At 69.9% G+C, this 21,505-nt stretch carries 21 protein-coding genes and 1 pseudogene; 6 read left to right on the top strand and 16 right to left on the bottom strand.

Annotation, left to right across the window (positions count from 1 at the left end):
• The 4 genes from ABT186_RS17290 to rimP all read right to left on the bottom strand — a co-directional run.
• The coding region (locus tag ABT186_RS17290) for a translation initiation factor IF-2 N-terminal domain-containing protein (RefSeq protein WP_351925641.1) at nt 1–433 on the bottom strand (433 nt) is incomplete at its 3' end.
• 191 nt (nt 434–624) lie between these two features.
• The gene (locus tag ABT186_RS17295) at nt 625–906 is read right to left on the bottom strand and encodes a YlxR family protein (protein ID WP_351226073.1); all 282 of its coding nucleotides are present in this window, start codon (nt 904–906) and stop codon (nt 625–627) included.
• A gap of 139 nt (nt 907–1,045) precedes the next feature.
• On the bottom strand, nt 1,046–2,041 hold the full coding sequence (nusA, locus tag ABT186_RS17300; RefSeq protein ID WP_351226075.1) for a transcription termination factor NusA: 996 nt from the start codon (nt 2,039–2,041) through the stop codon (nt 1,046–1,048).
• A 2-nt stretch (nt 2,042–2,043) separates the two neighbouring features.
• Nucleotides 2,044–2,550: a ribosome maturation factor RimP gene (rimP, locus tag ABT186_RS17305; RefSeq protein WP_351226077.1), complete on the bottom strand. Its 507-nt coding sequence runs from the start codon at nt 2,548–2,550 to the stop codon at nt 2,044–2,046.
• A gap of 226 nt (nt 2,551–2,776) precedes the next feature.
• Between rimP and ABT186_RS17310 the strand changes: the two genes are divergently transcribed.
• From ABT186_RS17310 to ABT186_RS17320, 3 genes are all read left to right on the top strand, one after another.
• The gene (locus ABT186_RS17310) at nt 2,777–3,307 is read left to right on the top strand and encodes a hypothetical protein (RefSeq protein WP_351226079.1); all 531 of its coding nucleotides are present in this window, start codon (nt 2,777–2,779) and stop codon (nt 3,305–3,307) included.
• 68 nt (nt 3,308–3,375) lie between these two features.
• Nucleotides 3,376–3,837: a ferritin-like domain-containing protein gene (locus ABT186_RS17315; RefSeq protein ID WP_351226143.1), complete on the top strand. Its 462-nt coding sequence runs from the start codon at nt 3,376–3,378 to the stop codon at nt 3,835–3,837.
• Nucleotides 3,838–3,893: 56 nt separating this feature from the next.
• Nucleotides 3,894–4,796 (top strand): aminoglycoside phosphotransferase family protein, encoded by a 903-nt coding sequence (locus tag ABT186_RS17320; RefSeq protein WP_351226081.1) that lies wholly within the window; start codon nt 3,894–3,896, stop codon nt 4,794–4,796.
• 77 nt (nt 4,797–4,873) lie between these two features.
• Here ABT186_RS17320 and ABT186_RS17325 read toward each other — a convergent pair whose 3' ends face one another.
• The 6 genes from ABT186_RS17325 to ABT186_RS17350 form a co-directional block, all read right to left on the bottom strand.
• The gene (locus tag ABT186_RS17325) at nt 4,874–5,206 is read right to left on the bottom strand and encodes a hypothetical protein (protein ID WP_351925643.1); all 333 of its coding nucleotides are present in this window, start codon (nt 5,204–5,206) and stop codon (nt 4,874–4,876) included.
• A gap of 134 nt (nt 5,207–5,340) precedes the next feature.
• On the bottom strand, nt 5,341–7,041 hold the full coding sequence (locus tag ABT186_RS17330; protein ID WP_351226085.1) for a proline--tRNA ligase: 1,701 nt from the start codon (nt 7,039–7,041) through the stop codon (nt 5,341–5,343).
• 74 nt (nt 7,042–7,115) lie between these two features.
• On the bottom strand, nt 7,116–7,685 hold the full coding sequence (locus ABT186_RS17335) for a GNAT family N-acetyltransferase (RefSeq protein WP_351226087.1): 570 nt from the start codon (nt 7,683–7,685) through the stop codon (nt 7,116–7,118).
• A 52-nt stretch (nt 7,686–7,737) separates the two neighbouring features.
• On the bottom strand, nt 7,738–8,586 hold the full coding sequence (locus ABT186_RS17340; RefSeq protein WP_351925645.1) for a GNAT family N-acetyltransferase: 849 nt from the start codon (nt 8,584–8,586) through the stop codon (nt 7,738–7,740).
• A 98-nt stretch (nt 8,587–8,684) separates the two neighbouring features.
• Nucleotides 8,685–8,948, bottom strand: a complete 264-nt coding sequence (locus ABT186_RS17345; protein WP_351925647.1) for a DUF397 domain-containing protein — start codon at nt 8,946–8,948, stop codon at nt 8,685–8,687.
• Complete coding sequence (locus tag ABT186_RS17350; RefSeq protein ID WP_351925649.1) at nt 8,945–9,754, bottom strand: helix-turn-helix domain-containing protein; 810 nt, start codon at nt 9,752–9,754, stop codon at nt 8,945–8,947. The genes ABT186_RS17345 and ABT186_RS17350 overlap by 4 nt, the downstream gene beginning before the upstream one ends.
• 201 nt (nt 9,755–9,955) lie before the next feature.
• Between ABT186_RS17350 and ABT186_RS17355 the strand changes: the two are divergent.
• Nucleotides 9,956–10,309: pseudogene (locus ABT186_RS17355) on the top strand (ATP-binding protein); the annotation flags it as partial.
• 89 nt (nt 10,310–10,398) lie between these two features.
• Here ABT186_RS17355 and ispG read toward each other — a convergent pair.
• The 5 genes from ispG to ABT186_RS17385 form a co-directional block, all read right to left on the bottom strand.
• Nucleotides 10,399–11,556 carry a flavodoxin-dependent (E)-4-hydroxy-3-methylbut-2-enyl-diphosphate synthase gene (gene ispG, locus ABT186_RS17360; RefSeq protein ID WP_351226093.1) on the bottom strand — a complete coding sequence of 386 codons (1,158 nt, stop codon included), beginning with the start codon at nt 11,554–11,556 and terminating at the stop codon, nt 10,399–10,401.
• A 168-nt stretch (nt 11,557–11,724) separates the two neighbouring features.
• Nucleotides 11,725–13,029, bottom strand: a complete 1,305-nt coding sequence (locus ABT186_RS17365) for a M50 family metallopeptidase (protein ID WP_351226095.1) — start codon at nt 13,027–13,029, stop codon at nt 11,725–11,727.
• Nucleotides 13,026–14,291, bottom strand: coding sequence for a 1-deoxy-D-xylulose-5-phosphate reductoisomerase (dxr, locus tag ABT186_RS17370; RefSeq protein WP_351226097.1), 1,266 nt, complete (start codon nt 14,289–14,291; stop codon nt 13,026–13,028). The genes ABT186_RS17365 and dxr overlap by 4 nt, the downstream gene beginning before the upstream one ends.
• Nucleotides 14,292–14,487: 196 nt before the next feature.
• Entirely contained in the window at nt 14,488–16,428 is a 1,941-nt protein-coding gene (locus ABT186_RS17380) for an acyl-CoA dehydrogenase family protein (protein WP_351226099.1), read from the bottom strand.
• A gap of 187 nt (nt 16,429–16,615) precedes the next feature.
• A complete protein-coding gene (locus ABT186_RS17385) occupies nt 16,616–16,876 on the bottom strand; it encodes a GH12 family glycosyl hydrolase domain-containing protein (RefSeq protein ID WP_351925651.1) in 261 nt (86 codons plus the stop codon).
• Nucleotides 16,877–17,587: 711 nt separating this feature from the next.
• Here ABT186_RS17385 and ABT186_RS17390 point away from each other — a divergent pair.
• Both ABT186_RS17390 and ABT186_RS17395 read left to right on the top strand, forming a co-directional pair.
• Nucleotides 17,588–18,601, top strand: a complete 1,014-nt coding sequence (locus ABT186_RS17390) for a LacI family DNA-binding transcriptional regulator (RefSeq protein ID WP_351925652.1) — start codon at nt 17,588–17,590, stop codon at nt 18,599–18,601.
• 122 nt (nt 18,602–18,723) lie between these two features.
• Nucleotides 18,724–20,766: a glycoside hydrolase family 31 protein gene (locus ABT186_RS17395; protein ID WP_351925654.1), complete on the top strand. Its 2,043-nt coding sequence runs from the start codon at nt 18,724–18,726 to the stop codon at nt 20,764–20,766.
• 94 nt (nt 20,767–20,860) lie between these two features.
• Here ABT186_RS17395 and ABT186_RS17400 read toward each other — a convergent pair whose 3' ends face one another.
• Entirely contained in the window at nt 20,861–21,496 is a 636-nt protein-coding gene (locus ABT186_RS17400) for a chorismate mutase (RefSeq protein WP_351226107.1), read from the bottom strand.
• Nucleotides 21,497–21,505 lie beyond the last annotated feature (9 nt).

A 21,505-nucleotide genomic window follows, 5' to 3' on the forward strand; every position in this document is an offset into this window, starting at 1 on the left:
GGGTCTGGCTCGGGGCAGCCGGAGCCGACGGCGGTGCCGTGAACTCGGGCGCACCCGGGGCCGGAGTCACCGGGGCGGGACGCGGCGCGGGCTTCGGGCCCGGCGTCGGACGCGGACCCGGGGTCGGGGCCGCAGCCGCGGGCCGCTCGGCCACGGGAGGCTTGGGCGCCGGCGGGCGCGGGGCAGCCGGACGTGCGGCCTGCGCCGGGGAGGGCGCGGCCGGCTTCGCCGGTGCGGCCTTGCGCGGGGCGGCGGACTTCGCGCCACCGCCGCTGCCCTGCTGCAGGGCGTCAGTCAGCTTGCGTACTACGGGCGCCTCAATCGTGGAGGACGCCGAACGGACGAATTCACCGAGTTCCTGGAGCTTGGCCATGACGACCTTGCTCTCCACACCGAACTCCTTGGCGAGTTCGTAGACCCGGACCTTAGCCACTTCGCTCCTTTGAGGTCCGGGTTGCGGCCGGACCGTCGCTAGTTCATGGGCGTACTCATCGCGTACTCATCGAGTGCTCATCGCAATCTCGACCTGCTTTCGACTCGCGAGGTACCAGGCCGCACGGAGTTCCGTACGGCGCTTCTTACGGTGTTGCCTGCTCAGCAAGGTGCTGTTCAGCGACGTGCTGTTCAGCCACCTTCTGTCTGCTCGACGTACTGGCGCAACGCCTTTGTGTCGAGCGGTCCCGGGGCGCGCAACGCCCGTGGGAACGCCCGGCGGCGTACCGCCAGGTCAAGACAGGCCGACGCGGGGTGTACATACGCACCCCGGCCGGGCAGCGTACCGCGAGGGTCGGGGACGCAGGCGTCCTCGACCGCCACAGTGCGCAGCAGTTCGATCTTGGCCGCTCGCTCCCGGCACCCCACACAGGTGCGTTCAGGGCATACCCGGGCATGCGTCCGGCCAGACACGGTTAAGTCTACCTCCCCGCAGCGACCTCACCCCTTTGGGGCAAGAATCGAACAGTTGCTGCGCATAAAACTGTCGTGATCTCAGCACCGCCCGGCCGGGATCTATTCCCCGCCGAGGTCAGAGCCGAGCTCGGATGCCTCAGTCCCGCTTCTCGGCGGGCTGCTCGGTGTCGGGACGGATGTCGATCCGCCAGCCGGTCAGCCGGGCCGCAAGACGGGCATTCTGCCCCTCCTTGCCGATCGCCAGCGACAGCTGGTAGTCGGGCACCGTCACGCGCGCTGAGCGGGCCGCGAGGTCCACGACCTCCACCTTGGAGACGCGGGCCGGGGAGAGTGCGTTCGCCACCATCTCGGCCGGGTCGTCCGACCAGTCGACGATGTCGATCTTCTCGCCGTTCAGCTCGCCCATGACGTTGCGCACCCGGCCGCCCATCGGCCCGATGCACGCACCCTTGGCATTCAGACCCGATCGGGTGGATCGCACTGCGATCTTCGTACGGTGACCGGCCTCGCGGGCGATCGCGGCGATCTCCACGGAGCCGTCGGCGATCTCCGGCACCTCCAGCGCGAAGAGCTTCTTCACCAGATTGGGGTGGGTACGCGAAAGAGTGACGGACGGACCGCGCACACCCTTCGCCACCCGAACGACGTACGAGCGGATCCGCTTGCCGTGCTCATACGTCTCGCCCGGCACCTGCTCCTGCACCGGCAGGATGGCCTCCAGCTTGCCGATGTCCACGAGCACGTTCTTCGGGTCCCGGCCCTGCTGGACCACACCGGTGACGATGTCGCCCTCACGGCCCGCGTACTCGCCGAGGGTCGCGTCGTCCTCGGCGTCGCGCAGGCGCTGCAGGATGACCTGCTTGGCGGTGGTGGCGGCGATCCGCCCGAAGCCCGACGGGGTGTCGTCGAACTCGCGCGGCTCCTGCCCCTCCTCCAGGTCCTCGGGGTCCTCCTTCGCCCACACAGTCACATGGCCGGTCTCCCGGTTGAGCTCCACGCGCGCGTGGCGGCGGCTTCCCTCGGTGCGGTGGTAGGCGATGAGGAGGGCCGACTCGATCGCCTCGACCAGCAGGTCGAAGGAGATCTCCTTCTCCCGTACCAAACCCCGCAGGGCGCTCATGTCGATGTCCACGGCTACGCCTCCTCTTCCTTCTCGTCCTTCTTGTCCTTACGGCTGAACTCGACCTGGACGCGCGCCCTGGCGATGTCCGGGAAGACGAGTCTGCGGGCGGTGGCCTTGCGGCCCTTCACACCGGGCACTTCCAGGTCGAGGCCTTCGTCGTCGGCCTTCAGGATCCTGGCGACCAGTTCGCCGCCCTCGGCCAGCTGGAACTTCACCAGCCGGCCCGTGGCCCGAACGTAGTGCCGGTGTTCCTTGAGGAGGCGCTCCGCGCCCGGGGTGCCGACCTCCAGGTCGTACGCGCCCTCGCCCATCGCGTCCGTCTCGTCGAGCTTCGCCGAGAGCGCGCGGCTCACATCGGCGATCTGGTCCAGATCGGCACCGGTGTCGGAATCGACGACGACGCGCAGCACCCGCTTGCGTCCGACGGAGTCCACCGCGATCTCTTCGAGATCGAGTCCCTGGGAGTTGACGAGCGGTTCCAGCAGTTCTCGCAGCCTGTCGCTCTGGGTGGTGCTCATCCGGGTGACTCCTCGGCCGCGTGTGCTGTTGTGGTTGGGTCGCGTGTCAGGTCAAAGGGTATCCGGTCCCGGGGTGTGTTGCCGTCCACCTGCGCCGCCTTGCGGGGGACGTGCGATCGGCCGAGCCGATGGCGGGTGCCGGGGTGGCGCGCGGGTACGGTGATCACGGACGAGCCGCCCATGTGTTCGCCCATCCTTTCGTACGAAGTCTTCGAGGACGTCTGCCGTGCCGTTCCCCCCGCACCCGCGCAACCTCCTGCGCAGAAGGAGCCTGCTCGCCTCGGCCGCGGGTGCCGCGCTGCTCGCGGGCTGCTCCGGCGCCTCCGACTCGACCGCCACGGGCGGCAGCCCCTCGGCCGCCGACCGGGCACGCGCGCGTGCGGCCCGCGACAGTGAGGCGCTGGCCGAGCGGTACACGGCCGTGATCGCCACCCATCCCGCGCTTGCGGCGCGGCTGCAGCCGCTGCGGGCGGAGGTCGTCCGGCATGTGGAGGCGTTCGGCGGCGGCTCCGGTGCCACGGCGTCCCGTACGGCCTCGCCGTCCCCCTCGGCCTCGGCGTCGGCCTCCCCCAGTGCGTCTCCCGTGCCCACGGACCCCAAGGCCGCCCTCGCCGGCCTGGCCACCGCCGAGCGGACCCTGGCCGACCGGCGGGCCAGGGCGCTGCTGGACGTGCCCGGCGAGCTGGCGCGGCTGATGGCGTCCGTGGCGGCGGCCGGGGCCGCGCACGCATACCTGCTGACGGAAGGCGAGAAGTGAGCACGACCACCGGCACTCCGGGCACGACCACCGGCACTCCGGGCACGGCCGGCAGCACACCGTCACCGATGGCTCGGAGCAGCGAGCTGGCGGCCCTGCAGGCCGCGCTGCGTGCCGAGCACGCGGCGGTGTACGGCTACGGCGTCGTCGGCGGGCGGATCCAGCCGGACCGGCAGGAGGAGGCGCGGGCCGCGTACGACGCCCACCGCGCCCGCCGGGACGAACTGGCCCGGGCCGTACGGGACCTGGGCGGCACGCCGGACGCCGCCGCGGCCGCGTACGTGCTGCCCTTCTCCGTCCCGGACTCCGCCACCGCCGTGCGGCTCGCCGCCGAACTGGAGGAGCGGGTGGCGGGGGTGTACTCCGATCTCGTACGGGCCTCGACGGGCGAGCGGCGGGGCTTCGCCGCCGGGGCGCTGCGGGAAGCGGCGGTGCGTGCGGTGCGCTGGAGCGGCGAGAGCGTAGCCTTCCCTGGTCTCGCAGAGCGGGCGGCGGCCACCCCCACCGCGTCGGCGACACCGCGGATCTGAGTCGTACGCGCACACCGCACGCGTGCGAAGCCGACCTGGAAGGGAACAACTCGCGCATGGCTTTCGAACCGCCGCAGCGCCTCGTACGGGCACTTGGCGAGACGCAGCGGGACGGTGGCGCCGAGTGGCTGGACACGCTCTCCGGGCTGGCCCGACAAGCCCTTGATCTACGCGAGTTGACCGTGGAACGGGTCCAGGCGCCGGGCGGCCGCAGCAGCCTGGTGCTGCTCGTGCGGCAGGCCGACGGCACGCCCGCCGTGCTGAAGCTCGTGCCGCCCTGGGCCCGGCCCGAGGGCGAGCGGGCGGCCCTGGTGCACTGGGGCGGCTCCGGCGCCGTACGGCTTCTGGACGCGGATGCCGAGCACGGGGTGCTGCTGCTTGAGCGACTGCACCCGGAGATGTCCGTGCGCTCGTTGCCGGAGGCGAAGGCCCTGCTGGAGGCGGCCGACACACTGCGGCGGCTGTGGGTCGAGCCCCCTGCCGGTGCTGCCTTCGAGACGGTGGCCGCGCGGACCGGGCGGCAGGCCCGGGCGATGCGGGCGGGCGCGGAGACGGACCCCGAGGCCGCACCGCTGGTCGATGCGGCGCTGGCGGCCCGCGAGGAACTGCTCGCGTCCCCGCCCGAGGAGCGTCTGCTGCACGGCACCCTGCGGCAGAGCAAGATCCTCGCCGGCGAGCGGATGCCGTGGCTGGCCGTGGGGCCCGACCCGGTGGTCGGGGAGTGCGCCTTCGACCTGGCGCGGCTGGTGCGCGACCGGGTGGAGGACCTGATCGCGTCGCCCTCCGGTGCGTCGATCACCCGCCGCCGGGTGAAGCGGCTCGCGGAGTCACTCGACCTGGACCAGGAGCGGCTGCGCGGCTGGACGCTGTTCCGGGCGGTGGAGTCCGGCGTACGGGCCCGCCGGGTCGGCCGCCCGCAGGATGCCGAGCTGCTGCTGGAGTTCGCTACCTGGCTGTAGCGGTCTGTCCGGGACCGGCACGATGCCGTCTGCTGCCGGTGGCTGGTCGCGCCCACGCGGCGGAGCCGCATGATGCCTCAGCCTCGCGCCCCTGATGGGGCGCCGTCGCGCCTCCGGGGCGTGCGCGAGTAGCCGCCCCGCCGCCAGCGGCGGGCGGTCGTGCCGGATGTCGCCAGGCCGCCGCTGCGGATGCCGACCGTGGCGTACGAGCCCTGCGCGGGAGTCTCGTCCACCTGACCCGTGACGTCCTGGACGCGGACGCGCCAGCCGCCCGCCGGGGACTCCTGCATCGTGCCGATCAGCGCGAACACCCCGGCGGCCGCCGACAGCGTGATCGCCGCCGCGGCGGCCGCCGTACGCCGTGCTCCTCTGCGGACCGCTGCCGCGGCGCCTCGTTCCCTGGTTGTCATGACCGTTCCCCTCCGCAGTGACGCTCTGTCACGCCCTACGGTCGGGGAACGGCCTGAGAGAAGTCTGTGAGGCGCCCATACGCCTCGACAGAAGCCTCTGAGAGGTGCCTTTAATTACGCCGTCGGGCGAGTTGTCACGCCGTCAGGCGGGCGATCGCCTCGTCCACCGTCAGCTCCTCGCGCTCGCCGGTCTTGCGGTCCTTCAGCTCCAGTACGCCCTCGGCGGAGCGGCGGCCCGCCACCAGGATCTGCGGCACACCGATGAGCTCGGCGTCGGTGAACTTCACGCCCGGCGAGACGCCGGCCCGGTCGTCCACCAGGACGCGCACGCCGGCCGCGGCCAGCTTCTGGGAGACATCCAGGGCCAGCTCGGTCTGCAGGGCCTTGCCCGCCGCCACCACATGCACATCGGCCGGGGCGACCTCCTTGGGCCAGACGAGCCCGTGCTCGTCGGCGGTCTGCTCGGCGAGCGCGGCGACCGCGCGGGAGACACCGATGCCGTAGGAGCCCATGGTCACGCGGACCGGCTTGCCGTTCTGGCCGAGGACGTCGAGCTTGAGGGCGTCGGTGTACTTGCGGCCCAGCTGGAAGATGTGGCCGATCTCGATGGCGCGGTCGAGCTTGAGGCCCGTGCCGCACTTCGGGCAGGGGTCGCCCTCCTGCACCACCACGACGTCCACGTACTGGTCCACCTCGAAGTCGCGGCCCACGACGACGTTCTTGGCGTGCATGCCGTTCTTGTTGGCACCGGTGATCCAGGAGGTGCCGGGGGCCACGCGCGGATCGGCGATGTACTTGACCTTCTCCAGGCCCTGCGGGCCGACGTAGCCGCGGACCAGGTCCGGGCGGCCCGCGAAGTCGGCCTCGGTGACCATCTCGACGACCGCCGGGGCGAAGTGCGTCTCGACCTTGTCCATGTCGACCTCGCGGTCGCCGGGCACGCCCACGGCGACGATCTCGCCGTCGACCTTGACGAGGAGGTTCTTCAGGGTGGCGGAGGCCGGGACACCGAGGTGGGCTGCGAGGGTCTCGATGGTCGGGGTGTCCGGGGTCGGGATCTCCTCGAGCGCGGGCACGTCCGAGCCGTCGACCGGCTTCAGCTCGTACGAGATCGCCTCGGTGTTGGCCGCGAAGTCGCAGTTCGGGCAGTCCGCGAACGTGTCCTCGCCGGCTTCGGCCGGGGCGAGGAACTCCTCGGACTTGGAGCCGCCCATCGCGCCCGCGGTCGCGGCGACGATCCGGTAGTCGAAGCCGAGGCGCTCGAAGACGCGCTGGTAGGCCTGGCGGTGCAGGGCGTAGGACTGGGCGAGGCCCTCGTCCTCCAGATCGAAGGAGTACGAGTCCTTCATCAGGAACTCGCGGCCGCGCAGGATGCCCGCGCGGGGCCGGGCCTCGTCACGGAACTTGGTCTGGATCTGGTAGAGGATGACCGGCAGGTCCTTGTAGGAGGACGCCTGGTCCTTCACCAGCAGGGTGAAGATCTCCTCGTGGGTGGGGCCGAGGAGGTAGTCGCCGCCCTTGCGGTCCTGGAGACGGAACAGCTCCTGGCCGTACTCGTCCCACCGGCCGGTCGCCTCGTACGGCTCACGCGGCAGCAGGGCGGGGAGCAGCACCTCCTGGGCGCCGATCGCGTCCATCTCCTCGCGGACGATCCGCTCGACGTTGGCCAGCACCTTCTTGCCGAGGGGCAGCCAGGACCAGATTCCGGCCGCCGTACGGCGGACGTAGCCGGCGCGGACGAGGAGCTTGTGGCTGAGGACCTCGGCGTCCGCCGGGTCGTCACGCAGCGTCTTCGCCATCAACTGGGACATGCGCTGGACCGTTGCGTTCGCCATGATTCTCGTACTCCTGCTGCGTAAGGATGATGGCTAGGAGGTTAGCCGGGCAGCCTGTGCGGGCGGAAATTCATTCAGCGTCTGCGCAGGGGCAGCGGGGCACCCATCACGGCGTACGGCTTGGGTGCGCTGGGGAAGAGCACCTGCCGCGCCAGGTCCATATAGCCCAGTGAGCGGTACAGACCCCGGGCCGGGCTGTCGGTGTCGATCGCCGAGAGGATCGAGCGCGGTTCGGATGCGCCGTCGGTGATGGTCGTGATCAGGGAGCGGCCGATGCCCCGGTTCTGGTAGCGCGGATGGACGTGCAGCTCGGTGATCACGAAGGAGTTGTCCAGCCAGGCGTCGTGGCCCTGGGCCCGCAGATACGGTTCGACAACGGTGGACCACCAGTGGGCACGGTCGTTGGGCATGCCGTAGACGAACCCGACGAGCCGTCCGTCGGAGGTGGTGGCGCCGAATGCTCGGGCTCCCGGGAAGGTCATGTGCCGCAGGACGATCTGGCGGCGTACGGCGATCTCGTCGGCGCCGAGCCCGAACGCGACGGCCTGGACGGCGAGAGCCTCGTCGACGCGGGCGGGCAGGTCCAGAGGGCCGATCACGACGTCGTCGGCGTGGCGGTGACCGTGACCGGGAAAGCGCAGCATGTCCGGGAGCCTACCGGGGCGCTTCGCCGGATGACTCCGGGGAAGGCGGTCGTCAGAACAGCACGCTCATGAACGCGCCGATCTCCTGGAAGCCCACCCTGTGGTAGGTCCGCCTCGCGGCGGTGTTGAAATCGTTGACGTACAGGCTCACCAGCGGTGCCACGTCCGCCAGCGCATACCGCAGTACCGCTGCCATGCCGGGGGCCGCGATGCCCCGGCCGCGGTACTCGGGGGCCACCCACACCCCCTGGATCTGGCAGGCGAGCGGTGTCGCCGCGCCGATCTCCGCCTTGAAGACGACCTTGCCGCTGTCGTCGAGGCGGGCGAACGAGCGGCCGGAGCCGACGAGTTCGGCGACCCGGGCCTGGTAGAGGAGGCCGCCGTCGCCTGCCATCGGGGAGACGCCGACCTCCTCGGTGAACATCGCCACGCACGCCGGCATGATCGTCTCCATCTCGTCCTTGCGAATGCGGCGGACGTACGGATCCGGGGCGATGTCGGCGGGCATGTGGTCGGTGACCATGAGCGGCTGGTGGGCGCGGATCTCGCGGGCCGGTCCCCAGCTCGGCTCCAGCAGCCGCCACAGCTGGGCGGTGGCCTCGGCCGGGCCGACGATCGAGGAGCAGCGGCGGCCAGCCCGCCGGGCACGGTCGGCGAAGGCCCGCACGGCGCGCGGGTTCGCACAGATCGGGACGAGGTTGGCGCCCGCGTAGCAGAGCGAGGTCAGCATGCCGTCCTCGTACCAGCCCCACATCTCGCCGCCCAGACGCCAGGGGTCGAGGCCCGCGACCTGGACGCGGGACGTCACGAAGGCGTTCGTGACCGGCTCGCGGTCGAGGACGGCGAGCGCGGCGTCCAGGTCACTCGGTTCGAGGACCCGGGTGGTGGTCTGCGTCAACACGTGCGGGAACCTCACCCTGCGGTCTGCTGATCTCCGCACTGTACCTGGCGTGCCTTTGGCTCGCCGCCCGGCATCTCGGACCGTGGGTACGCCATCACTCAGGGTTGCCGGGTGGCGAACCCTATGAATGCGGTCCAGGCGGCGGGCGGGAGTGTGAGGGTGGGGCCGGTTCCGGGGGCTTGCTTGGAGTCGCGGACGTGGATGGTGGTCGGGGCGGTGGCGACCTCGACACATTCGCCGCCGTCCCCGCTGCTGTAGCTGGACTTGCGCCAGGTGAGGGCTACTTCGACGCACTGGCCTCCCTGTCCATCGCTATAGCTGCTCTTGAACCACTTCAGCTCGGACGGTTCTTGGAGGTTCATGTCTCTCCCAGCAACTTTTCGACGAAGGCTAGCGATTCGCGGGGCGTCAAGGCTTGGGCACGCAGGACGCCGTACTGCTCCTCAAGTTCTCTGACCGTCCCGCGATCGGTGAACAGGCGGCTGTGCTTATACGCCTCCACGTAGGCGATCCTGCGCCCTTCTTTCGTCTCGATCAAGGTGAAGGGACCGGTGAGCGCGGCGTGTTCTTCACGGTCCGTCGGCATGACCTGAATCTCAACGTGCCGCCGCTGGCCGATGAGCAGAATCTGCTCCAACTGCCCCCGGGTGACCGTCCGCCCACCGAGACGCCTACGTAGGACCGACTCCTCGATGACAAAGCTGGTGGTAGGCAACGGCTTCCTGGAGAAGAACTGTTGTCGGGCCAGGCGAGCTGCTACGCGCTGTTCAATCGTCTCCTCGTCCAGCACAGGGCGGTACATCGTGAACACCGCCCGCGCGTAGTCCTCCGTCTGCAAGAGCCCGTTGACGACTCGAGCGTCGTACACGTGCCACTCCACCGCCTCCTTCTCCAACTTCGCCGCATCCTGGAAGAACGCCGGATACTGCGCCCTCTCCATCTCCTCGACCAGCTCCAGCAACACACCATGCCCCCCGAGCAGTTCATCCGCCCGCCCGATGAACCCGGCCGACGGAATCCGTCGCCCCTGCTCGAACGACGCAATCGTCGACTCGGAGTACCCCGTATGCGAGCCGAGTTCCCCCCGCCCCATCCCCGCCACCGTCCGCAACCTCTTCAACTGCCGCCCGAAAATGTGCGGTACACCCGTCGCCTGATCCTCGCTCATACACCCCTCACCGCTCTCGCGCAGCCTCGGTTACGGCTCACCCCACGTACAAACGCATCCCGACCACGTACAACGTGCCGCCGTCCCGGCTGAGCCCCTGGTCAACGCTACGCAGAGTGCGCGACCGTGAGCGATATGAAGTCGGCAATCCCATCCAACTGGCATATGCAGAAGCGCACCGCGCCCGCACACGAGTTCGCCATGCGTTTCACTTCCACCCCACGCGGCGCACGGCTCGCCAGGCGTCTCGTCTCCCACCGCCTCCATGAATGGGGCCACCCCTACGACGGCCCCCTCAACGAAGCCGTCACCCTCATCGCCGCCGAGCTGGCCGCCAATGCCGTACGGCACGGGCACGTACCGGGGCGCGACTTCCACCTCCGGCTCACCGAGACCCCGGAAACCGTGCGGCTCGAAGTCTCCGACACCCGTACCGAACGGCTTCCCGAGCCCCGGCCCCCGCAGGACCCGGCGGACGACGAGTCCGGGCGCGGGCTGTTACTGGTCGAGGCGCTGGCCGACCGGTGGGGCGTCGAGCCGCGCAGCCCCGGCAAATGCGTATGGGCGGAAGTGCGCACGAACGACCGAGTCCCGCCACCGACAGGTGACGGGACTCTCGAAAAGGTGCGCGGAAGCGGACCGGATCAGCCGGCGACCGCGACCGACGGCTCGCCGGAGGCGACGCCCTCGGCCTCCATCTGCTCGGCCAGCTTCATGGCCTCCTCGATGAGGGTCTCCACGATCTTCGACTCGGGCACGGTCTTGATGACCTCGCCCTTGACGAAGATCTGACCCTTGCCGTTGCCGGAGGCGACGCCGAGGTCGGCCTCGCGGGCCTCGCCGGGGCCGTTGACGACGCAGCCCATGACCGCGACGCGCAGCGGGACCTCCATGCCCGTGAGGCCCGCCGTGACCTCCTCGGCCAGCTTGTAGACGTCGACCTGGGCGCGTCCGCAGGACGGGCAGGAGACGATCTCCAGGCCGCGCTGCTTCAGGTTCAGCGACTCCAGGATCTGGTTGCCGACCTTGACCTCCTCCACCGGAGGCGCGGACAGCGAGACGCGGATGGTGTCGCCGATGCCCTGGGAGAGCAGCGCGCCGAAGGCCACCGCCGACTTGATCGTGCCCTGGAAGGCGGGACCGGCCTCCGTGACGCCCAGGTGGAGCGGGTAGTCGCACTGGGCGGCCAGCTGGCGGTAGGCCTCGATCATCACGACCGGGTCGTTGTGCTTGACCGAGATCTTGATGTCGCGAAAGTCGTGCTCCTCGAAGAGGGAGGCCTCCCAGAGGGCCGACTCGACGAGTGCCTCCGGGGTCGCCTTGCCGTACTTCTGGAGCAGCCGACGGTCCAGCGAGCCCGCGTTGACGCCGATACGGATCGGGGTGCCGTGATCCCTGGCCGCCTGCGCGATCTCCTTGACCTTGTCGTCGAACTGCTTGATGTTGCCGGGGTTCACCCGGACGGCCGCGCAGCCCGCCTCGATCGCCGCGAACACGTACTTCGGCTGGAAGTGGATGTCCGCGATCACCGGGATCTGCGACTTCTTCGCGATCGTCGCGAGCGCGTCGGCGTCGTCCTGCGTGGGGCAGGCGACGCGGACGATCTGGCAGCCCGACGCCGTCAGCTCCGCGATCTGCTGGAGCGTCGCGCCGACGTCCGACGTACGCGTGGTCGTCATCGACTGCACGGAGACCGGGGCGTCTCCGCCCACTGCCACGGTTCCGACCTGGATCTGCCGGCTCTTCCGGCGCTCGGCGAGCTTGGTCGGAACGGACGGCATGCCGAGTGAAATCGCAGTCATCTGCTGTGCAACCCCAAGTTGTGGATCAAGGTCCGGTCCCGGAACGGCGGGCTCCAAGCCTTGAGATTACGCCACGGGCGTGGACCCCAGCACATCACCGTCCGTAAACCCACCCGATAGGGCGGCGGCCGGGAAGCAGTCTCCCCGGCCGCCGCCAACGCCTTATGGCTACGAGATTTTCACGGGGTTAACGACGTCCGCGATCAGGACCAAGATCGTAAAGCAGATGAACACACTGGCCACCACGTACGCCACCGGCATCAGCTTCGCCACATCGAACGGACCCGGGTCCGGGCGGCGCAGCACCTTGGCCACAGCGCGGCGCAGCGATTCCCACAGGGCGCCCGCGATGTGCCCGCCGTCGAGCGGAAGCAGCGGAAGCATGTTGAACAGGAACAGGGACAGGTTGAAGCCCGCGACGAGCAGCAGCATCATCGCGATCTGCTGGGACGGCGGGATGTCGAGGGTGAAGACCTCACCGCCGACCCGGGCGGCGCCGACCACGCCCATCGGGGAGTCGGGCCGGCGCGGGGCGTTGTCGAAGGCCGCGTCCCACAGGGCGGGGATCTTGCCGGGCAGGGAGACCAGCGACTCGATGCCGCTCTGCATCATGTCGCCCATGCGCTGCACGGACTGGTCGAAGGACTGCTGGACGATGCCGGTGGCGGGTGTGAAGCCGAGGAAGCCGGCGTACACGTACTTGCCCTCGACATAGCCGCCGTTGCCGTCCGTCTTGCTCACCTGGTTCTTGATCAGGTGGGCGTGCAGGTCGACCTGCTGCCCCTTGCGCTCGACGGTGATCGTGACGTCCTTGCCGGGGTTGGCGCGGATGTCGGACTGGAGGGCGGACCAGTCCTTCACCTGCGTCCCGTCGAACGCGACGATCTTGTCGCCCGGCTTGAGGCCGGCGGCCTGGGCGGGCGCGACCGGGTCGCCCTTCTCGCACCTCGCACGGTTGTCACTCTGCTGGATGACGCAGTCGGAGACCTTGCTGACCGTGGTGGTCTGGGACTGGACGCCGAAGCTCATCATCACACCGAGGAAGATCGCCACGGCGAGGACCAGGTTCATGAAGGGGCCCGCGAACATGACGATGACCCGCTTCCACGGCTTGCGCGTGTAGAAGAGGCGGTCCTCGTCACCCGGCTGCAGTTCCTCGAAGGACTGCGCCCGGGCGTCCTCGATCATCCCGCGCCACGGCGAGGTGGAGCGGGCCTCGATACGGCCGTCCGGGCCCGGCGGGAACATGCCGATCATGCGGATGTAGCCGCCGAGCGGGACCGCCTTGATGCCGTACTCGGTCTCGCCCTTCTTGCGCGACCAGATGGTCGGGCCGAAGCCGACCATGTACTGCGGCACCCGGATGCCGAAGAGCTTGGCCGTCGACAGATGCCCCAGCTCGTGCCACGCGATCGAGACAAGCAGGCCGAACACGAAGACGACTATGCCGAGGATCATCATCAAGGTCGTCATGCACGAGCCTCCGCGATTGCCGTCTGCGCCGTCTGCGCCGTAAGTTCCCTGGCCCGGGCGCGCGCCCAGGTCTCTGCTTCGAGGACGTCCGCGACGGTCAGGGAAGTTCCCGTACGGGGGGTGCCGTGCTCCTCAACCACCCGTGTGACCGTATCCATGATCCCGTTGAACGGCAGCGCGCCGTTCAGGAACGCGTCGACGCACTCCTCGTTGGCGGCATTGAACACCGCCGGGGCCGTGCCCGCGAGCTGCCCCACATGCCGGGCGAGTCCGACCGACGGGAACGCCTCGTTGTCGAGCGGGAAGAACTCCCAGGTCGACGCCGTGCTCCAGTCGAAGGCGGGCGCCGCGTCGGGCACCCGCTCGGGCCAGCCGAGTCCGATGGCGATCGGCCCCCGCATGTCGGGGGGCGTCGCCTGCGCCAGTGTCGATCCATCCGTGAATTCCACCATCGAGTGGACATACGACTGCGGATGCACGACGACCTCAATGCGATCGAAGGGAATGTCGTACAGCAGGTGCGCCTCGATCACTTCCAGGCCCTTGTTGACCAGGGTGGCGGAGTTGATCGTGATGACCGGGCCCATGGCCCAGGTGGGGTGCGCGAGGGCGTCCTTGGGTGTGACGTCCGCCAGCTCCGCCTTCGTACGGCCGCGGAAGGGCCCGCCGGAGGCGGTGACGACAAGTTTGCGCACATCGGCGCGGGTGCCGGAGGCGAGAGCCTGGAACAGGGCGGCGTGCTCGGAGTCGACCGGGATGATCTGGCCGGGCTTGGCCAGGGCCTTCACCAGCGGGCCGCCGACGATGAGCGACTCCTTGTTGGCGAGCGCGAGCGTACGGCCCGCCTCCAGGGCGGCGAGGGTGGGCGCGAGGCCGATGGATCCGGTGATGCCGTTGAGGACGGTGTGGCAGTCGGAGGCGGCGAGGCGGGTGGCCGCTTCGGGTCCGGCGAGTATCTCGGGCAGGGCCTCGCCGGGGCCGTACTGCGCGGTGAGCGCCTCCCGCAGGGCCGGTACGACGTCCTCGCGCGCGACCGCGACCGTGCGCACCCGCAGGCGACGGGCCTGCTCGGCGAGCAGTCCGACCCGGCCGCCGGCCGCGGAGAGACCGGTGACCTTGAACCGGTCGGGGTTGCGCAGCACGAGGTCGATGGCCTGGGTGCCGATCGAGCCGGTGGAGCCGAGGATCACGACGTCCCGCACTCCGTCCACGGGGTCGAAGACGAGATGGGGGTCGGCAAGAGGGGCTGGACTGTCGCTCATCCCTCCATTGTGGCCGTACGGCTCCGCCGCGAGGACAGGGTGTCGCTTTCCTCTCCGGCGGGTCGTTCCACAGGCTTGGATGTACAGGTCTCAACAGGAGCTCACCGCGAAGGGGCGGCACCGCCCGGCGGGCGCGGTCGACCTGCTCGTCGCCGCGCCCGCCGGGCTCCGGGGTCTCACAGCCTGTAGGTGCGGTTCACCGGATCGGCCGGTGGACGTTCTCCCGCCGGCTCGCACCCGGCGTCGCGTCCGCGATCCAAGGACCTTCGCCGGACGGGTCCACGACCCCCTGCTCCAGCCATTCGTAGGTGCCGGACAGGATGCCCTTGACCACCTTGCGGTCGAGGTCGTCGGTGTTGGTCCACAGCCTGCCGAACAGCTCGTCGACGCGGACGCGGGACTGCCTGCAGAAGACGTCGGCCAGCTGGTACGCCTCGCGTCCGTGCTCTCCGGTCCTGCGCAGGTGCTCGGCGCGCACGCAGGCCGCGCTCATCGCGAACAGTTCGGCGCCGATGTCCACGATCCGCCCCAGGAAGCCCTGTTTGGTCTCCATACGGCCCTGCCAGCGGGACATGCCGTAGAAGGTGGACCGGGCGAGCTTGCGGGCGCTCCGCTCCACGTACCGCAGATGCGCAGAGAGGTCGATCTCCTGGTGGAACTCGCCGTAGGCGCCCGGGATCCGGCCCGGTCCGGCGACCAGCTTCGGCAGCCACTTGGCGTAGAAGACACCGGCGTTCGCACCCGCCTTCGCCTTGTCGGCCAGGGACTTGTCCGGATCGATCAGGTCACCGGCCACGGACAGGTGGGCGTCCACCGCCTCGCGCGCGATCAGCAGGTGCATGATCTCCGTGGAGCCCTCGAAGATGCGGTTGATGCGCAGATCGCGCAGCATCTGCTCGGCCGGTACCGCCCGTTCGCCGCGGGCCTTGAGGGACTCGGCGGTCTCGAAGCCGCGGCCGCCGCGGATCTGGACCAGTTCGTCGGCCATCAGCCAGGCCATCTCGGAGCCGTACAGCTTGGCGAGCGCGGCCTCGATACGGATGTCGTTGCGGTCCTCGTCGGCCATCTGCGACGACAGGTCGACGACCGCTTCCAGGGCGAAGGTCGTCGCCGCGATGAAGGAGATCTTCGAACCGACCGCCTCGTGCAGCGCGACCGGCTTGCCCCACTGCTCACGGGCGCCCGTCCACTCGCGGGCGATCTTCAGACACCACTTGCCCGCACCCACGCACATCGCGGGCAGGGACAGGCGGCCGGTGTTCAGTGTGGTCAGGGCGATCTTCAGGCCCGCGCCCTCGGGGCCGATGCGGTTGGCCGCCGGTACGCGGACGCGGTGGAAGCGGGTGACGCCGTTCTCGAGGCCGCGCAGGCCCATGAAGGCGTTGCGGTTCTCGACGGTGATGCCTTCGGAGGCCGCTTCGACGACGAACGCCGTGATGCCGCCCTTGTGGCCCTCGGACTTGGGGACCCGCGCCATGACGACGAGCAGATCGGCGACCACGCCGTTCGTGGTCCACAGCTTCACCCCGTCGAGGACGTAGTCGTCGCCGTCCGGTACGGCCGTGGTGGCCAGACGGGCCGGGTCGGAGCCCACGTCCGGCTCGGTGAGCAGGAACGCGGAGATGTCGGTACGGGCGCAGCGCGGCAGGAACGTGTCCTTCTGCTCCTGGGTGCCGAAAAGTTTCAGCGGCTGCGGTACTCCGATCGACTGATGCGCGGACAGCAGCGCGCCGATGGCGGGGCTCGCCGAGCCGACCATGGCGAGCGCCTTGTTGTAGTACACCTGGGTGAGGCCGAGACCGCCGTACTTCGTGTCGATCTTCATGCCGAAGGCACCGAGGTCCTTGAGGCCGTTGATCGTCTCGTCGGGGATCTGCGCCTCGCGCTCGATGAGGGCGCCGTCGATCCGCGTCTCGCAGAAGTCGCGCAGCTTGGCGAGGAACTCCTCACCGCGCTGTACGTCCTCGTCGGCGGGCAACGGGTGCGGGTGGATCAGGTCGAGCCGGAAACGGCCGAGGAACAGTTCCTTGGCGAAGCTGGGCTTGCGCCAGTCATGCTCACGTGCGGCCTCCGCGACCTGGCGGGCCTCACGCTCGGTGACGGTGGGCTTGGGAGTCGGTGCTGGTGATGCGGGCATGAGGCTCACCTCGCCGCGAATCGGGATCTTTTGGATCGTACGCCGTTCAAGCGTTCCGTACAGCGATCAAGCATGTTGTACGGCGATCTTGCGGGCGTACGTTACTGATCGGTGCTACTCGATCGTTCGTACCCGATTCAGGGCGAGGTCACCAGTCCTCGCGCAGTCACCCGCGCGCCAAAAAACCTCAGCCGATGTCCACCGAGTACGCCTTCGTGTCAAGTCGGCCCGTGCCCTCGAAGACCTCGGTGCCCGACTCGATGCCGGAGACGTACTTGTCGTTGCTCAACAGCTTGCGGCGGACCAGGGCCTGGGTGAAGTCGTCCAGGTTGAGGGTGACCTTGGTGGTGTTGGCGCGCCGGACGAAGGAGTACACCTTCCAGCCGATGTCACCCTGGTAGATGTCCCACATGGCGCCGTCGAGGCTCGCCGTGAAGCGGAGCCGCACTGCACGAACACGTGTCCCATTGGTCGCTGAAGATGACTACGCTGCCACAAGCGGAACCTGGCAGCGGGTAGCGTCGTCACGTCAGTCCGCGAGCCCCTTGAAGGCACGAACCGGCGGAGGCCGGGGACACGGTTGTACGTGGCGTCGACCGGACTGTCGTCATCGGGTGCTGCCCGATGTGGGTGCCTGTCACCGTACCCGCACCTCCTGACTCGGGGGGGGTGGATGCGACCCGTGACCGTCCTGCCGTAGGGGGCAGTCGGGAGCGCGACGAGGTGTGAACAGCCGAGCCGACAAGCTCAGCCGTTCGCGGCCGAGAAGGTGACGTAGTACTTGCCGAGTGCGGCGAAGACCGTGCCCTTCTCGCTGCCCTCGTCGGCCTGCGCGACGGTGACGCCCGTGGCGGCCGAGGAAGCGACAAGCGTGATCGCCTACTGCGACAGGCGCGGTCGGCGGTGTTGCATCGGGGGTCCTTCCGGGGGGACGGTTCGTGTACGCCCCTCAGTGGCCGCCGGGCGCCCGGACGGTTGCCGTGCGCCGGAAATCCCCGAAGGACGCCTGGGCGGACCTCAAGAGGAACTTGATTGTCGAAGCGCTTCGACAACCTATGGACAGCCCTCCCCCGCCAAGCTACTGTCGAGCCACCCTCACACGCCCCTGTTCCGCAACGCGCGCACTGTCGAAGCGCTTCACTCACGCTTGGAGAGCTGGATGGTCACCCTCGCCGAGGTCGCCCAGCACGCCGGAGTGTCGGCGAGCACGGTGAGCTATGTCCTCAGCGGCAAGCGGTCCATCTCCGCGACCACCCGGCAGCGGGTCGAGCGGAGCATCCGGGAGCTCGGCTACCACCCCAACGCCGGGGCCCGCGCCCTGGCGAGCAACAAGTCGAACATCATCGCGCTGATGATCCCGCTGCGCACCGACATGTACGTGCCGGTGATGATGGAGATCGCCATCGCCGTGGCGACCACCGCGCGCACCCACGGGTACGACGTCCTGCTGCTCACCGGCGAGGAGGGTCCCGACGCCGTGCGCCGGGTCACGGGCAGCGGGCTCGCCGACGCGATGATCCTGATGGACGTCGAACTCGACGACGAGCGGCTGCCGTTGCTGCGCGAGACCGACCAGCCGTCGGTGCTCATCGGACTGCCCGCCAGCACCTCCGGACTGACCTGCGTAGATCTCGACTTCGCCGCCACGGGCGCGCTGTGCGCCGAGCACCTCGCGGTCCTGGGTCACCGTGACATCGCTGTCATCGGCGAGGCTCCCGCCGTCTACGAACGGCACACGGGCTTCGCGGAACGCACGCTCGACGGCCTCAGGTCCCGCTCGCGGGAGCTGGGGCTGAGGGTGCTGCACCGTCCCTGCGAGGGCGGGTACGACGTGATGGCCCTGACCCTGGCCCGGATCTTCGACGAGCGGCCGGGCACCACGGGATTCGTCGTGCAGAACGAGTCCGCGGTCGAGCCGCTGCTCGCGCTGCTGCGCCAGCAGGGCCGGGCCGTACCCGAGGACATCTCCGTGATCGCCGTCTGCCCGGACCAGGTCGCCACTCAGGCGTCGGTGCGGCTGACGTCCGTCGCCATCCCCGCTCAGGAGATGGGGCGGCGCGCCGTCGAGCTTCTCGTCGCGAAGCTGGAGGGCCGCGGGGCGGACGAAGTGGTGCTGCTCGCACCGGAGCTGACGCTCCGCGCGAGCACCGGTCCTGCTCCGTCCGCGGCCTGAGCCGGGGCTTCGGGCCGGTCCGCGGCGCCCCGCAGGGGCCCGCGCCCGCACTCCTCCAGGCACCTTCCCGTCTGCACTTTTCCAGGCACCTTCCTGTCTGCACTCCTCCAGGAGCACCCGTCGTGAACCAGCCTGCCGAAAACCAGTCCCAGGTCAGCCTCGCCCAGTCCTCCCCCACCGTGGGCACGTTCCGCGAGCGTGACGGCGCGCTGGAGTGGAGCGGCCGTCAGGAGACCGTACGGATCGAGCCGTGGGGGCCGGACGCCGTCCGGGTACGGGCCCGGCTCGGCGGCCCGGTCCTCGACGGACTGCCGGGCGCCCTGCTCGACGATCCGCCGGGCGCCGGGAGCACCGTCAAGATCGAGGAGGGGCGCGGCCGGCTGACGGTCGGCGCGCTCACCGTCGACGTGGACGCCGAGGGGCTGATCCGCTTCCTGCGGACCTCGGACGGTGGTGAACTGCTGGCCGAGGAACGCGCCCACTTCTGGTGGCCCGGCCCGCGCCTGTACACCGCGGTCGGCAACGGCCACCACCGTCTGGAGCAGCGCTTCGCCGCGTACGACGACGAGAAGCTGTACGGCCTCGGCCAGCACCAGCACGGGCGGTTCGACCAGAAGGGCACCGTTCTCGATCTGGTCCAGCGCAACGCCGAGGTCTCCATCCCGGTGCTCACCTCCAGCCGGGGCTACACGCTGCTGTGGAACAACCCGGCGATCGGCCGTGTGGAGCTGGCGGGCAACGGCACCCGCTGGGTGGCGGACTCGGCCCGGCAGATCGACTACTGGATCACCGCGGGCACCCCGGCCGACGGCCAGCGCCGCTACAGCGCGGTCACCGGCCGGGCGCCGATGCTGCCGGAGTGGGCGGCCGGCTTCTGGCAGTGCAAGCTGCGCTACCGCACGCAGGACGAACTCCTCGCGGTGGCACGGGAGTACAAGCGCCGGGGCCTGCCCATCTCCGCGATCGTCTGCGACTTCTTCCACTGGACGCACCTGGGCGACTGGAAGTTCGACCCGAAGGAGTGGCCGGACCCGGCGGCGATGGTGCGCGAGCTGGAGGAACTCGGCATCAAGCTGGTCGTGTCCGTGTGGCCGTCGGTGTCGCCGCTGTCGGAGAACCACCCGCTCATGGAGCAGCGCGGCTATTTCATCGGCACCCAGTACGGACCGATGGCGCACGCGGACTGGCCCGACAAGGAGGTCGCCTCCACCGTCCAGGTCGCCTTCTACGACGCCACGAACCCCGAGGCACGGGACTTCGTGTGGTCGCGGGTCAGGGAGAACTACCTGGACGCGTACGGCATCAGGGCCTTCTGGCTGGACGCCTGCGAGCCGGAGCTGAAGCCGGGCTTCCAGGAGAACCTCCGCTATTACGCGGGCCCGGGCCTGGAGGTCGGCAACCTCTACCCGCGCGAGAACGCCCGCACGTTCCACGAGGGCATGCTCGCAGCAGGCGAGACGGAAGTGGTGACCCTCAACCGCTCGGCGTGGGCGGGCAGTCAGCGCCATGGAGCCGCCCTGTGGTCCGGGGACATCGGCACCGACTTCGCGACCCTGCGCCGGCAGATCGCGGCCGGCCTCAACACGGCGCTGTCCGGCATCCCCTGGTGGAACACGGACATCGGCGGCTTCCACGGCGGCGACCCGGACGACCCGGCCTACCGCGAAGTCATGGTCCGCTGGTTCCAGTTCGGCACACTGTCCCCACTGATGCGTCTGCACGGCTTCCGTGACCCGGGCATGCCGCTCGGCCCGGCGATGACGGGCGGTCCCAACGAGGTCTGGTCGTACGGGGAGGAGGCCGGCGCGGTCCTGGAGAAGTACCTGCGGCTGCGCGAGCGCCTGAAGCCGTACGTCCTGAAGGTCATGCGGGAGGCCCACGAGGAGGGCCTGCCGGTGATGCGCCCGCTGTTCCTGGAGTTCCCGGAGGACCGGGCGGCCTGGGAGGTGGACGACGCGTACCTCTTCGGCCCCGATCTGCTGGTCGCGCCGGTACTCACCGCGGGCGCGACGGCCCGCACGACATACCTCCCGGCCGGCACGTGGTGGACGGACGCATGGACCGGTGACACATACGAGGGCGGTACGGCAGTGACGGTCGACGCCCCGTTGGACCGCATCCCGCTGTTCCTGCGGGACGAGGCGAAGCTGCCGATCACCGAGTAGCCGTGCGCGGCCGACCCCTCGCAAGGACCGGCCGCCGGATGAGTTCGACGAGGTGCCGATTCCTGCGCGGAACCGGCGCCTCGTCACGGCCGGGTCAGCTTCCGCAGACCGAGCGCAGGGACCTGGCCAGCGCCTTGGTGTGCAGATGATCCAGATCCCTCTGGTAGTGGACCTGGACGGCGGCGAGGACGAGTTCCGGCACACAGATGACCGCGGAGCGGTCCGTCGCCGTGTCGGCGAGGGCCTGGACGAGCGCCGCGTTGATGCGGTTGATCTCCTTGCGGATCACGCTCAGGTCCGGCCGGCTGGTCGGCGCCTGGTCCGGGTGGTCGGTCCACCACTGGAACAGGGCGCGCTGCACGGTCTTGTTCGCCTCGATCTGGTCGCGGAAGATCCGCCGGGCCTCGTCCGGGTCGGCGCCGAGCTGCTGCGCCTGGGCGGCCACCGAGTCGAGGACCTGCTGCTCGCGGGCGGGATCGTCGATGGGGCTGTCGGTGCCCCACTTCGCAGCGGCCACCAGGTCGGCGGTGGCCAGCCGCTCGGCGGACAGTTCGACGATCGGGTGCAGAGCCGTCGGATCGGGAGCGGATGCGGTGATCCGTGCGGCGGCGGGCCCGGAAACGGGAACCGCGACCGCGGTGCCCGTCGCCGTGAGGACGACGGCCGCGGTCGCGGTCAGGGTGGTCAGTATGCGGCGCAGCGGGGTGGCGTTGTTCGGCATGCCCGCCATGAAACCGCA

The organism is Streptomyces sp. NPDC001634, assembly GCF_040298185.1.
Lineage (GTDB): Bacteria > Actinomycetota > Actinomycetes > Streptomycetales > Streptomycetaceae > Streptomyces.

Excerpts from the sequence above, each read along its gene's own strand:
- ABT186_RS17325 (WP_351925643.1), bottom strand. The coding sequence starts at position 5,206 with ATGACAACCAGGGAACGAGGCGCCGCGGCAGCGGTCCGCAGAGGAGCA.
- ABT186_RS17380 (WP_351226099.1), bottom strand. The coding sequence starts at position 16,428 with ATGCCCGCATCACCAGCACCGACTCCCAAGCCCACCGTCACCGAGCGT.
- ABT186_RS17400 (WP_351226107.1), bottom strand. The coding sequence starts at position 21,496 with ATGGCGGGCATGCCGAACAACGCCACCCCGCTGCGCCGCATACTGACC.
- ABT186_RS17345 (WP_351925647.1), bottom strand. The coding sequence starts at position 8,948 with ATGAACCTCCAAGAACCGTCCGAGCTGAAGTGGTTCAAGAGCAGCTAT.
- ABT186_RS17320 (WP_351226081.1), top strand. The coding sequence starts at position 3,894 with ATGGCTTTCGAACCGCCGCAGCGCCTCGTACGGGCACTTGGCGAGACG.
- dxr (WP_351226097.1), bottom strand. The coding sequence starts at position 14,291 with ATGAGCGACAGTCCAGCCCCTCTTGCCGACCCCCATCTCGTCTTCGAC.
- ABT186_RS17330 (WP_351226085.1), bottom strand. The coding sequence starts at position 7,041 with ATGGCGAACGCAACGGTCCAGCGCATGTCCCAGTTGATGGCGAAGACG.
- ABT186_RS17365 (WP_351226095.1), bottom strand. The coding sequence starts at position 13,029 with ATGACGACCTTGATGATGATCCTCGGCATAGTCGTCTTCGTGTTCGGC.
- ABT186_RS17315 (WP_351226143.1), top strand. The coding sequence starts at position 3,376 with ATGGCTCGGAGCAGCGAGCTGGCGGCCCTGCAGGCCGCGCTGCGTGCC.
- ABT186_RS17390 (WP_351925652.1), top strand. The coding sequence starts at position 17,588 with ATGGTCACCCTCGCCGAGGTCGCCCAGCACGCCGGAGTGTCGGCGAGC.
- ABT186_RS17350 (WP_351925649.1), bottom strand. The coding sequence starts at position 9,754 with ATGAGCGAGGATCAGGCGACGGGTGTACCGCACATTTTCGGGCGGCAG.
- ispG (WP_351226093.1), bottom strand. The coding sequence starts at position 11,556 with ATGACTGCGATTTCACTCGGCATGCCGTCCGTTCCGACCAAGCTCGCC.
- rimP (WP_351226077.1), bottom strand. The coding sequence starts at position 2,550 with ATGAGCACCACCCAGAGCGACAGGCTGCGAGAACTGCTGGAACCGCTC.
- ABT186_RS17335 (WP_351226087.1), bottom strand. The coding sequence starts at position 7,685 with ATGCTGCGCTTTCCCGGTCACGGTCACCGCCACGCCGACGACGTCGTG.